Below are 13,072 nucleotides of genomic sequence, written 5' to 3'. Positions count from 1 at the left end.
TTAATAAAGAATGTAGGTATTTACAGTAACTTAACTAAAAAAGAACAGTCTTTTTGCTTTCCAAAAAGCTCAGTAAGATAAAATAAAATTATAAATATATCATCGTTAAAAATTAAGAAAAGGAGCTGAATCTATGAGTATACAATATAGAAAATATGCGTTATCTGTAATCTCATTAGCCTTATTTACTCTTATTGGTTGTACTAATAATGAGCAAAAAAACGATATAAACGAGACATATACTTTTGAGGCTTCCAAAAAACGTGGTGATATTATTGAGAAAAACGATGAAGTTTATAACATAGAGAAATTAGATACTTTCGTAAAAAACTATAATTCAAATAAAGACGATTCAGTTAGAATTACTAAATTTAATAACAAGAACGAGCCTATTATTATTGATTTAACTGTAAAAAAAGAAAAGGAATCTACCTCCGTCTATTATGATGTCGACTACACAAAAACAAATGAGAAACTTAATAAAAACCAAGAGATACAATATTCGAATACTACATGTCAAAAGATAAAGAAAGATATTGAAGACAACAAAGTAACTTATAAATTAGAATGTCCTGACACTATTCATTTGATTACAGCCCCAAAATCATAGGGTGGAAAATTCCACATAAAAAAGTAGTGCAAACTTACGTCTGCACTACTACTCTTTTCTCAAATCTCTCATATTCGATATGTATAAAGCAATAACTAAAACAAGAATTGCTCCCGCGTATAATAACGTCTCCATCGGTTCCTCATGAGACACAATAATCAACCGAATTAAAGCCGTAATTCCGATATAAATAAAATAACGTAACGGGAAATGATAATTCGATTTAAAATATTTAATAATTAATGCAATGAACTCGAAGTATAAGAAATAGACGATGATACTTTCAACCAATTTATAAGACGTATACTCTTTTGACGAAAAAATATACTGCACAAACGTGATCGTCTCATTCACTAAGAAAATCGATAACACAATGGATAATATAATTAAAGCTATATTTAATATCCATTGCAAAATACTAGCTATAACATGATCGATATTAAACGACTTCATTTTATCTTTAAACTCCCCTTCGTATAAGTACTTATTTATTATAGCAAAATTACGATTGGAAAGAAGTTAAATCATATATTCGTCCTTTGTTGTTGCCAGTATAGGCCAGATTTAGTGTGTGGAGAATTCTGTTTACAACCATACCTGACGAAACATGGAGAAACTCTTTCAAATTACCGTTCGTACATGTCGTACTAATGAGCAATGCATAATCTCGTGTAGCACCCTCATGTGCCACTTTTGAAAAATCTTTACAACTTGTACAACGCCAACCCTTCTTAACTTTAACCATTGGAATAACTAAGCATTTCTCACATTGCACTCCATTTAGCAACTCCTCTTTTTCTATTTTATATTGCTCAAGTATATTTTGTTGAAGTGGAGAATGCTCCGCTATTATTTGATGAATGAGCCTATCTACATTATCTATAACTTTTTTCTTATATTTACTTTCAAACCACTTTATTTTATGAGGTAGATTTGCACTATGAATAATTGTATGAAGAAGATTGTCATCTGAAGATTTTATAATGGTACGAGGCGAGCTAATAACAACGAGGGACTCGATTGGAAGACTAGAAGAAAATCCATGTAAGCTTAACCATTTTTTAAGTTGTATTTCCTGCCTTTTTATTTGTAAAACAGGGTCTGGAAATCCCTCTGAATTTCCTTCTGTTATTCGGATAAGTTGATTAAACTTTGTATCAAATATTAATGTACCTGCTATATTTTTTATCTCAAGAAACAGAAGAAACTTTGTGGAAATGATAATAGTATCAATTTGAAAGTATTGATCATGATTAGATAAGCGAACATCATGTAAAACACTGTACTCTTTCTCAGAAATAAAACTAAGTGGATAATCAATCGCTTGCTCCCCTTTATACCCCGCCATGTGTTTTGCCAAGTTTTCTCCAATTATATTTCGTTTCGGATGATGTACAGGTAACCTTCTAAGAAGCGCTTCTAACTGTCTTATATAAATCGGTATTTTTCTTTCTTTCACAATCACCTCAAACACCCCTTTACAAATATATCAACGATTTTTTCAATATATCTATCACAACTAGCAATATATCAACGATTTTTCCAATATATCTATCATAACTTACAATATATCAACGATTTTTCTAATATATCGATCGGTCGACAATATCCGACACTACCTCACTTCAATCACTCACAGCATATCCTAGAAAAACACCTTCAGCAAAAACTTAAAATCGCATTTCCTCATAAAAAAACCATAACCCGATCCTCCAGCAAAGTTATGGTTTTTATCCTACAACGCCACTCTACCTATAACTTTGCCATGAATTCCACAAAATCCATTTGTGCCTATACCAACTTTCACCTTTTTCACAATGAAACTATATACGTTAAAATCGTTTCATAACGCTATTACTTCCGCATACCTACACTTTATATAATAACGGTACAGTACAAACAACGTACTGTACAAATATATGTGGGGGGATTAACTATGAACGAAGCGTTACTATTAGTCGACATACAAAATGATTACTTTGAAGGTGGCAATATGGAATTACATCAACCTGAAAAAGCCGCACAAAAAGCGAAAGAAGTTTTGAAAGCATTTCGTGAAAAACATAAAACAGTTATTCACGTACAACATATTGCGAACAATGAAGGAGCTACTTTCTTCTTATCCGATACAATAGGTGTTCAAATTTATGATGATGTACAACCAATTGCTAACGAAAGAGTCATTCAAAAACATCACCCTAACAGTTTTTTAAGAACAAATTTATTAGAAACATTACAGACAGAGAAAATAGACCGACTAGTCATTTGCGGTATGATGACTCATGTATGTATTGATGCAACAGTGCGCGCTGCCAGTGACTTCGGATTTCAATGTATTGTAATTGAAAATGCTTGTACAACAAAAGATTTAGAATTCCAAGGAAATCTAATCCCCGCAGTACACGCTCATCAATCGTTCATGAGTGCATTAGAGTTTGGTGATATTTATGCAACAGTCATGTCAGCAAACTGTTTTATAAACAAGAGCAAATAAAAAATTACAGTTCAAAAAAAAGAAAGGATAAATATCTTATTCTTTCTTTTTTTCCATTGTCTTAATGACCGTATTTATACGATAATCACCATAATGTAAAACATCTGCAAGAGCCTCTTCTAATTGCTGATGCGAAGATGTGTGAAGAGTCATGACATAGCACCCATCGCCGCTTATACGATACATTTCAGTAATTACGTCCGTTTTTTCAAAAAAGTTTTGAATTTGATTATGATAGTGCGGTGCATGCAAAAATAGTGTAACAAAGGTCATAATAGATCCTTCTAGCTTAGCCCTGTTGATATTTATCGTATATTTTTGAATGACACCTGCCTCTTCTAATTTATGAATTCGTTTCCCGACAGCCTGACCAGTCAAATGTACTATCTCCCCAATTTCCTTCCAGTTCATTCTAGCGTTTTCTTGTAGTAATTGTATAATCTTAAAATCTGTTGAATCAAACATGGACATCCCCTTCCTATACGAAACGAATTCTATAAAATCTTCATTTCCCCTACAGTTTAGCTCGAAAATTTTGCAATACAATCGATTGGCTCCATTAGGAATTACATTATTGTTAACGACTTTCCTTCTTCATTACAATGTATTTGTTGGATTACTCGTAGGCACTACAACAAGCTAGCGATTTTTTATAAATATGAACATTTTTTAGGAATTAGTTTATCTTTTTTTAATGTTTTATTTAGAGGCAGTTTATAGTCGAGTATTAACATAAGAAACGTAGCAACTAAGTTTATATATGACGCACTGCTACTATAATCGCAAACCGTACTACTTAAAATTATAAAATAAGGAGACGATAAAACATGAACAAAAAAACAAAAACACTATCATCCATACTGCTCGGATTCACATTAGCATTAACAGGGTGTGCTGGTACTAAAGCTGAAGAAAATCATGGGAAACAAAAACAAGAACAAGTTGCTAAAGAAACAAAACAGGAAAACAAATTAACTAAAGGGCAAAAAATGGCTAATATTCTTAGCGAGACGAATTGGCAAGGTACACGAGTGTATGACAAAGATAAGAATGACTTAACAAAAGAGAATGCAAACTTCATTGGTCTAGCAAAATATGATGCGAAGTCAGGCAGATATGAATTTTTCGATGCTAAAACAGGTGCAAGTCGTGGCGATAAAGGAACATTCTTTGTCACAAATGATGGGAAGAAGAGAATATTAATTTCAGAATCAATGAAGTATCAAGCTGTCGTTGACATGACAAAACTAAATAAAAATGTATTTACTTATAAACGAATGGGGAAAGACGCTAACGGTAAAGATGTAGAAGTTTTCGTTGAACATGTTCCATATAAAGAAAAAGAACTTTCTTTCACTGATCCTGACAAGCAGCTGAACACGACTACAGGAGATATTGTTAAAAACGTTGATGGAGATAAAATTTTAGGCGGTACCCTTTGGCACGGAACAAAGGTATTAGACGAAGCTGGTAACGATGTAACACAGTTTAATTCGAATTTTATAAGTCTAGCAAAATTTGATGAAAAATCTAATAAATATGAGTTCTTCAATAGCGAAACAGGTCAAAGCCGCGGTGATTATGGCTACTTCGATGTTGTACACGAAAATAAAATAAGAGCCCATGTTTCAATTGGAAATAACAAATACGGTGCTGCTCTTGAACTTACTGAACTAAATAAGAATAAATTTACGTATAAAAGAACTGGTAAAGACCAAGCTGGTAACGATATAACTATATTCGTTGAACATGAACCTTATAAAGGTGATATGAAACCACAATTTAGCTTTTAAAAACGTTTGATTAAAGAGCCTGTACTGAGTTACAGGATCTTTCTTATTAAGCAAGAGAACGAAAAGACGAAAAACATGTAGCTTTTCGTCTTCACAATATTCCCACCTTATAGTTGATGATTTACAAAACCTAAAAACATACCGATACAAAATAAAATTTGTGACTAAGTAAAAAGCGCCCTACTTATAGGGCGCTTTTTTTATACTTAATGACTAATACTAGCTGTTGGGTATAATGTTGTTCCTCCAATTGAAACTTTTATTTCATTTGTTAATGGAACGTTTTGTTCATTAATAATTGTTCTCCACCATTCCCATGCAAGACCTGTACATTCTCTTGCAACAATTTTTATATTTTTTGAGTTCGGTGGAAGTGGGATAACTGTAGAGTAATGAGCCGTTTTGTCTTTTCCGCTACCATCCCATGTTTTATGTGTTAGTACTTCGTTACCCTTTTGGTCAAATGTGAATTCATCCCAAGATACATCAAATTGAGCAACGTAAGCACCGTAATGATCAAGTGTCATTTTAGCACTTGAATATTCTGTAGTTGTCGTCTCAATATAATCTGTATTGTTATGAACAGCAGCAGTTGCATTATCTTTTAAGAAAGTACTTGTATATGAAATTGGGTATGCTGGATTTTTAAGACTTAATTCAGCATTATCTTTAATGATATTTCGGATTTCATTGAAATCTTTAGTAACAACCTTGTTATGCTCTTTCGCATCTCCGCCTAATACTACAGCAGTAAAGGTACTTTCTTCAAAAATATCTTTATACTGTCCACTTGCTTCAACGCTGTTATCCTTAAGTAAGGCTTTAAAAGCAGCTTGTACATCTTTACTCTTAGATGTTGTTTCTAATTTTACATAAATCGTTCTACCATAAGCTACATTTGAAACCATAACAGGTGGAGCCGAATTACTTACGCCTTTTCGAGTTAACTCATCAAAAGTAACACTATTATCAAAAAGGTCGGATGGATTGTTAGGTAGTTCAGCACTTACCGTATAAAATATTTGCTTATATGCGGCAACCATCACTTTTTTCTCTCCATTTGCAACCGCATTAAAATCAATGTTTAGACTGTTATCAAGATATTTAGCGTTAACATTAAGAGCACTTGCGATTTGTGATTTACTATAAACCATAGATTCCGTATACTGCATTCTTGCAGGTAACGTATGTGTTGTAGAATACTTTTCATTCCAAGTAGATACTAAATCGTCTACTGCTCCAGCTACATTACCATATGTCGGATTTTGGACAGTGATTGTATTTTCTTTTCTCATACCCGGTAAGTCTATACTAATATTCAGAGGCTTTCTCTTAGCCACTAATAAACTTGGTTGATTGTCTGCAAAAGCTTTATTTGCAAGTTGTACAGCTCCTGGGTACGTGCGATTCACTACAGAATCAATAATTGAAATATCGACTGGTGACGTTGCAAGTGATTTTTTCTCGCGTTCCACCACTACAAATTTACCATTTGAATTGATACTTTCTTTCGGAACAAAACTCTCTACTTTATCACCATTTATAGCTAAAACCTCTTGATTATTATATTTAAGATTTGCTATACCAGTATCAATGCCACTAGCATTTTTGGTTACATCAGTTGCATTACTTGCTTGTGTTTCTGCGAAGGAAATAGATGAATAATTAATAGTGCATAGACTGACTAATAAACATGCAAGGAACTTTCTTCTTTTAGTGTTTTTCTTAATATTCAGAAAAATTACCCCGTTCTTTTTTTAGTAAAATATGATAATGATTGATAAATGATAGCTAACTAATAAACTTACATAAATGCTTTTAAAAGTTCTTGAATTAACGGGATTACGCCACCTACAAATTTTAATACTGCCATTGCGATTTCCATATTATTTCCTCCTTTTTATTGCTACGAAAATGTAATTTATCTTTATGCCCTCATTATAGTGACCCCTTACACTTTTATCAATACACTCTGGTATGCAATATTACATATAAAAAAAACAAGCTGAATTCTTTTAAAAAGTTATACAGAGATATTTTTTTCGTTTGGTACATACTTGAAAAGGTGAAGCATTCTTTTGCATTTTATGAGTAGTCACATAAAAAAAGCTGCTGCCTATAAAATATAGACAGCAACTTCAACTAGAGTAGCTTGCATAATCTACGCAAGCTACAGTATTTTTTACATTTTATAACTAATAAACAGCGATTGGCCCATAAGGACCTTTAATAATTTCTATTCTTGTTTCAAAAATATCTGTCAAAAGTGTTGAGTCCATAACTTCTTCTACTGTTCCAAAAGCAGCAATTTGTCCATCTTTCATAGCACAAATTTTATCAGAGTATTTGGCTGCAAAATTTATGTCATGCATAACAGTCAAAATTGTTCTTCCAAATTCATTAGCTGCACGTCTCAAATGCTCCATCATTTGAACAGATCGAGCAACATCCAGGTTATTCAGAGGCTCATCCAAAAGTACATATTCAGTCTCTTGGCACAATACCATCGCTACGTATGCCCTCTGTCTTTGACCACCAGAAAGCTCATCTAAATATCTATTCTCTAAATTAGTTAAATCTAGGAAGTCGATATATTTAGAAATGATAGCTTCATCCTCTTTCGTTAATCTTCCCTTTGAATAAGGAAAGCGCCCGAATCCAACTAATTGTCTAACAGTAAGCCTCGTTACAAAATGATTTTCTTGTCGCAATATAGTCAAAACTTTTGCTAAGTCTTTTGATTTGGATTCAGAAACATCCATATTTGCTACCTGAATTTGACCTTCATCCATATCTAAAAGTCTGCCAATCATCAAAAGTGTCGTTGACTTTCCAGCACCATTTGGTCCAATTAAAGAAGTAAAGCCTGCTTTTGGTATTTCAATATCCAAAGGTCCTATTTTTACCTTATCAGTATAGAACTTTTTAACATTATCAATTTTTATCATAAAGCCCTCTTCCTTAAAACTATAGTTAAGAATATAATTCCACCAAATAATTCAATAATAACTGAAACTACACCTTGAGCATGGAATACATGATACATTAAAAAGTATGCGCTCGTCATTATTAAAAATCCTATAGCAAAAGCCATCGGAAAAATATATCTATGATCATAAGTTGCCGCTGCCTGATAACTCAAAGTTGCCACTAAAAAGCCGTAGAAAGTAAGTGGCCCAATTAGAGCTGTTGAAATGGAGATTAAAATAGCAACTAATACAAGTGTATAAATTACACTAGGTTGATATTTAACTCCAAAAGAAGTAGCAACATCCTTTCCTAGTGACAAAACATTTAAATTCTTAGAATGAGCAAAAATTAATACCGCTACAATTATAATCATAGGAATTACAATAGGAAAATATGCAGGATCTGCATGATTAACAGAACCAAATAATCTTGCTTGTAGAATATCAAATTCTGAAGGCGCAAGTAGTTTTCTCATGAAAGTTGAAACTGAATTTAGCCCGGTACCAATAATAATTCCAACTAAAAGCATAAGTTGTAAATTCCCGTATTTACCGGAAAGTAACCATCCATAAAGTATCAAACTCATGAAGACCATAACAACAACTTGAAATAAAAATGATCCAATTCCATTAAAATTTATTAATGCACTAGCACCAAAGAAGAATATTGTACTCGTTTGAATTGCTGAATAAAGTGATTCGAAACCTAAAAGCGATGGAGTAATAATTTTATTATTCGTAATAGATTGGAATGCAACTGTCGACAAGCTATGGCAAACTGCAGCGATAATCATTGCAACAATAGCTACTATCCTTCTCTTAACGACTGGGATAAAAGAAGGTGAATCTATCGGAACTGGATTGTTATAAACTAAAAGTCCATATGAAGAAAGAAGACCTAAAGCAATCAATGTTATCAGTAAAATCCAATAACGTCTTGCTTCCTTCTTAGACCGAAAAGCGCTAGCTGATCTACTTTCATTATGAAGGCTAGAATCGATTTCGACATTTTCTTTTTTTCTATATTCTAATGTGATCATCGTAGCCTCCTTGGTTTTCTTTGTCTCAATAAAATAGTAATAAACACGACTGCTCCTACTGTTGCAAGTATTAAAGAAACAGGTAATTCAAAAGGCTGTATAATTGTTCGAGAAATGATGTCACAGGCAGTTATTGACCCCATTCCGATCACACAAACCCAAGGTAAATTACTCCTAAGATCATCACCTCTAAACATTGAAACGATATTTGGCACAATTAATCCTAAGAAAGGTAAGTGTCCAATAACAGCTGCAACAATTCCAACTGCAACAGAGATAAGAGCAGTCCCAAAAAGAACAATCCTATTGTAATTGACTCCAAGACTTGTTGCGACATCTTCTCCTAATCCAGCTAAAGTCAATCTATTAGCATACATAAAAATAAGCAAAGTAATGATAACAATCAGCCATAAATATTCATATCTTCCCACCTGAATGTTAGCAAATGAACCTACAAACCAAGTTTCAATACTTTGCGTCTTTTGAAAAAGGAGTCCCAAAAAAGTAGACACTGCAGAAATTACTGCTCCAAGCATCAATCCAATAATCGGGACAATTAAAGACGAACGAAGCTTAACTCTTCTTAAAAATAGAAAGAAAATCATAGTTCCTATAAAAGAAAAAATGATTGCACCAGTCATTCTTTGAACTAAAGTCGGGGCAGGAAATAGTAAATACACAAAAAGCAGGCCTAAGCCTGACCATTCAATCGTCCCCGTTGTAGTAGGTTCAACAAAGCGATTCTGTGTAATGAGTTGCATCACGAGCCCTGCCATCGCCATTGCAGCTCCAGTAAGCATTAATGCAGCTGTTCTCGGAACACGAGTGATGAAAAACATCTCCATTCCATCCTCTTGTCCACGTATATCATAAACTCCAGTAAACAGTGATATAATCCCTAAAATTATAACAACTATAACCGCTATTATAAAAGGTTTTGTCCATATTTTATTGTGATTATAAAACTGGGGTTGAGAAATATTCTCAACCCTAGAAATCATATTTTTTGACACTGTTTCGTACCCCTTTACACTACTTAGCTAAAGTTTTTGCAAGATTTCCAAATAACTCTACATAAGTCTGAATTGATTCATTTGTGTAAGTATCTTCTGGTGCATAAACAACTTGTTTTTTAGAAACAGCAGTTGTGTTTTGAAGAGCTGGTGATTTAGAAATAACATCCTTAGCAGGTGTTGACTTAGCTGCATCAGATGTTGCAGCATCACGATCTAATACGAAAAGCCAATCAGGATTTGTTTGTGCAATAGCTTCAACAGAAACGTCATCACCTTTATGACCTGCAGTAGAATTTGAAACTTCTAACGCTGGAGTCCAACCGAAAATGTCATACATTGGTCCCCAAACACGACCAGAGTGCGGCGCAGCAAAACCAATATTACCACCAGTAACGATAACACTCATAACTTTATCTTTTCCGTTATAAGCAGATTTTGCTTTTTCAATAGATTTATCAAAATCAGCTACTAATTGTTTAGCTTCTTTATCTTTATCAAAGATTTTTCCTAGAGTAGTTGTAGAATTTTTAAGTCCATCTACTAAATTTTTTCCAGGCGTAGTAGATTTCTCAGAAACATCAAAATTAAGATCAATAACAGCTGCATTTGGCACTAATTTTTTGATTTCTTCGTAATGATCAGCAAATCTTTGACCAACGATTACAAGGTCAGGGTTTGCCGCTGCAATAATTTCTAGATTTGGTTCACGGTGATTCCCAATATTTTGAACTTTTTCATCCTTTTTATATGCTGAATCAGCAGGCATGATATCCTTTGGAGCAGCCGCTAATTTAATTCCCCAATCAGATAAAGTTTCAAAAGTTCTGTTATCCAAAGCAACTACATTCTTTGGGTTTACAGGGACTTTAACAGTTCCATGAGCATCAGTGATTTCAACCGTTTTTGGCTTATCACTACTATTACCTTTATTATTAGCCTTCGAAGTTTCTTTACTTGAATCTGAGCAAGCTACTAACATTAAAGTGAAAATTGCTAGAATACTCACTAATTTTAAAAGCATAGATTTTTTCATATGTATACTCCTTATAGTGTGATTTATTTCGAAAATGATGACATCCATAGATTGAATTAGACAGTAACTTTTATTCAATTGAATCGCTATTGATAATCATTTTCATTTGAACATCCTGTTAATTAGTATAGTCTTTAATTCTGTGAAAATCTTGTGAATGGTGTGAATTAATAAAATCAGGCACACAAAGTAATATATGAAGTCAGGCGTGTTGATTAACCTTTATTCTTCAGAGCGTGTCGATTTCTTTCGAGTAGACACTTTCATTAGATCCGGTCTCAACTAATGCGCGCTAGAATCGTTCCCTACACAATACCAAAAAGATGAGCACCTTATAAACCATAATTTCCCCTGCAAAAAATGCTCATTAATAGCTAATGTTTTCATAATCCATTACCTGATAGAAATATTTTTTTACATCTTTTAATACTTCTCAGGAACTATTTGATCATCATATTTAATAAAAAAACGAGTAAAACTGAATGAAATAGTTTTACTCATTTTTTATTATTCAATCATTGAATAGCCTCTGCCGTGTATCGTTTGAATATATCTGTCTTTCTTCTCACACTTTAACTTTTTTCTTACATAACCAATATATAAATCTACTACATTTGGATTTACTACTACGTTATATCCCCAAACTTGATTCAACAGCATTTCACGGCTCAATATTGTGTTTTTGTTTTTGATTAAAAATACAAGCAAATCGTACTCGCGCTTAGTAAGCGAGAGGTTTTCGCCACCCTTTTTCACAATATTGCTAGATGAATCAACAAAGAGATCTTTAAACTGAAAAAAGTTTACCTCATTTTGCTGGTTACAATCACTTCTTCTTAAAATAGCTTGAACTCTTGCTACTAATTCTTCTTTCGCAAATGGTTTTCTTATATAATCATCCGCTCCTGCTTGTAACCCTGCTACGCAATCCTTACTAGAAATATTGTCAGTCACAATAATAATCGGTGTCGTTTTAACAAGTCGTATTTGTCTGCAAATTTCTGGTCCAGATATACTTAATGAATCCCAATCCAATATGATAATATCCCAATCTTGTTCATATATTATATTTAAACCTTCGTTTTCATTGTGAAGTTTTAAAATGAAATAGCCTTCTTGCGTTAGACCGCTTACAATTTTCTTTGCTGAAGACCGTTCATTTTTAATCACCAACACCTGCTTCACCGATGGTTCACCTCTACTTCAATATAACTTAGTTAGATAAAAATTATCCCAAAAAACAATTTAAGATTTATAAATTTAAACCTCCTAAATAATCCATAAAAACAGCTTATTAGGAGAACTCTATATAATCTTACAATAGGTATGGATAAAAATACAAAGCATATAAAGATTTGAATACAGTGAAATCTTCATACCCCCCCCAATTGGGCGTTTACTAGCAGCTATAGTATCTACCTGCTTATCATCAATAACTATTCATTCAGTTTCTATTTCAGGGGTACCCCCCTCAACTTAAATATTTTATAAAACCACAAAACAAAAAGAACCACAACCTTACCTTATTTTGCAGCATAAGTCTGCCGTAAATCGCAATTTTTAGGGCCATTCCTTATATAATTTGAAACATATTATTGCCAAAAGTTGTTTATAAACCCATAACTTTGCCGAGAATACCTGTTCTCTCAAATGCGATTTCTAATTAATTACTAAAACTTGAAACAGATATACAAACAACGGTTTAAGAGGAGAATTTATATTAAAAGGAGAGTTACGAAAAACGTTGGAAAAAATTATAGGAAGAGTTACCAACGTCAGTGTGATTGCCCTTCTTGTGGCACAAAATGCAGCGCTCAATATTAGAAACGAAGCAATGCGTCTCTTAACCATAGGAACTACGGGGATAGCCTATACTAAGGAATCCCCCACTTCAAACAGTCCTTGAGAGTGTTAAATGGTCAGTAGTTCAAAATATAATCGTGTTTTGTACATCTGATAGTCTGTACTGAAACTAAAATAATGAGGAATTAATATAATGAACAGTTCCACTATTTCACTAAATAACATTCTAAAAAATATATTCGATTAAAAAAGACGACGCTAAATACGTCGTCTTTTTTAATCAGAAAAGTGAAATCTCAAGAATTTCTTATTGA

General features: G+C 33.1%; 12 protein-coding genes. 3 read left to right on the top strand and 9 right to left on the bottom strand.

The window, feature by feature from the left end; all coding sequences use genetic code 11:
- Window positions 1-133: 133 nt before the first annotated feature.
- Entirely contained in the window at window positions 134-610 is a 477-nt protein-coding gene (locus AC0OM3_RS20420) for a DUF4362 domain-containing protein (RefSeq protein ID WP_474212852.1), read from the top strand.
- Window positions 611-658: 48 nt separating this feature from the next.
- Here the strand turns inward: AC0OM3_RS20420 and psiE are convergent, their stop codons facing one another.
- Window positions 659-1,063, bottom strand: a complete 405-nt coding sequence (gene psiE, locus AC0OM3_RS20415) for a phosphate-starvation-inducible protein PsiE (protein WP_000834707.1) — start codon at window positions 1,061-1,063, stop codon at window positions 659-661.
- Between the two features lie 49 nt (window positions 1,064-1,112).
- Window positions 1,113-2,069 carry a nuclease-related domain-containing protein gene (locus AC0OM3_RS20410; RefSeq protein WP_474213017.1) on the bottom strand — a complete coding sequence of 319 codons (957 nt, stop codon included), beginning with the start codon at window positions 2,067-2,069 and terminating at the stop codon, window positions 1,113-1,115.
- Window positions 2,070-2,546: 477 nt separating this feature from the next.
- Here AC0OM3_RS20410 and AC0OM3_RS20405 point away from each other — a divergent pair, with 477 nt between their 5' ends.
- Complete coding sequence (locus AC0OM3_RS20405) at window positions 2,547-3,104, top strand: cysteine hydrolase family protein (RefSeq protein WP_074593763.1); 558 nt, start codon at window positions 2,547-2,549, stop codon at window positions 3,102-3,104.
- Between the two features lie 36 nt (window positions 3,105-3,140).
- Here the strand turns inward: AC0OM3_RS20405 and AC0OM3_RS20400 are convergent, their stop codons facing one another.
- Window positions 3,141-3,569, bottom strand: a complete 429-nt coding sequence (locus AC0OM3_RS20400; RefSeq protein ID WP_000460474.1) for an Lrp/AsnC family transcriptional regulator — start codon at window positions 3,567-3,569, stop codon at window positions 3,141-3,143.
- Between the two features lie 362 nt (window positions 3,570-3,931).
- Here AC0OM3_RS20400 and AC0OM3_RS20395 point away from each other — a divergent pair, with 362 nt between their 5' ends.
- Complete coding sequence (locus AC0OM3_RS20395; RefSeq protein ID WP_208906314.1) at window positions 3,932-4,897, top strand: DUF4822 domain-containing protein; 966 nt, start codon at window positions 3,932-3,934, stop codon at window positions 4,895-4,897.
- A 206-nt stretch (window positions 4,898-5,103) separates the two neighbouring features.
- Here the strand turns inward: AC0OM3_RS20395 and alo are convergent, their stop codons facing one another.
- The 6 genes from alo to AC0OM3_RS20365 all read right to left on the bottom strand — a co-directional run bounded on the left by alo (window position 5,104) and on the right by AC0OM3_RS20365 (window position 12,140).
- Window positions 5,104-6,633 carry an anthrolysin O/cereolysin O family cholesterol-dependent cytolysin Alo gene (gene alo, locus AC0OM3_RS20390; RefSeq protein ID WP_474213015.1) on the bottom strand — a complete coding sequence of 510 codons (1,530 nt, stop codon included), beginning with the start codon at window positions 6,631-6,633 and terminating at the stop codon, window positions 5,104-5,106.
- A gap of 459 nt (window positions 6,634-7,092) precedes the next feature.
- Window positions 7,093-7,845: an iron ABC transporter ATP-binding protein gene (locus AC0OM3_RS20385; protein WP_000590060.1), complete on the bottom strand. Its 753-nt coding sequence runs from the start codon at window positions 7,843-7,845 to the stop codon at window positions 7,093-7,095.
- Window positions 7,842-8,906, bottom strand: a complete 1,065-nt coding sequence (locus AC0OM3_RS20380) for an iron chelate uptake ABC transporter family permease subunit (RefSeq protein WP_474212848.1) — start codon at window positions 8,904-8,906, stop codon at window positions 7,842-7,844. Before AC0OM3_RS20380 ends, AC0OM3_RS20385 begins: the two co-directional genes overlap by 4 nt.
- On the bottom strand, window positions 8,903-9,919 hold the full coding sequence (locus AC0OM3_RS20375) for an ABC transporter permease (protein WP_089148690.1): 1,017 nt from the start codon (window positions 9,917-9,919) through the stop codon (window positions 8,903-8,905). The genes AC0OM3_RS20380 and AC0OM3_RS20375 overlap by 4 nt, the downstream gene beginning before the upstream one ends.
- A 19-nt stretch (window positions 9,920-9,938) precedes the next feature.
- Window positions 9,939-10,955: a siderophore ABC transporter substrate-binding protein gene (locus AC0OM3_RS20370; protein ID WP_089148689.1), complete on the bottom strand. Its 1,017-nt coding sequence runs from the start codon at window positions 10,953-10,955 to the stop codon at window positions 9,939-9,941.
- Window positions 10,956-11,462: 507 nt separating this feature from the next.
- Window positions 11,463-12,140, bottom strand: a complete 678-nt coding sequence (locus AC0OM3_RS20365) for a response regulator transcription factor (protein ID WP_151521622.1) — start codon at window positions 12,138-12,140, stop codon at window positions 11,463-11,465.
- Window positions 12,141-13,072: the final 932 nt, after the last annotated feature.

The sequence above is a fragment of the Bacillus sp. FAU20 genome (genome assembly GCF_056033865.1).
This window is presented reverse-complemented; position numbering and strand designations above follow the sequence as displayed.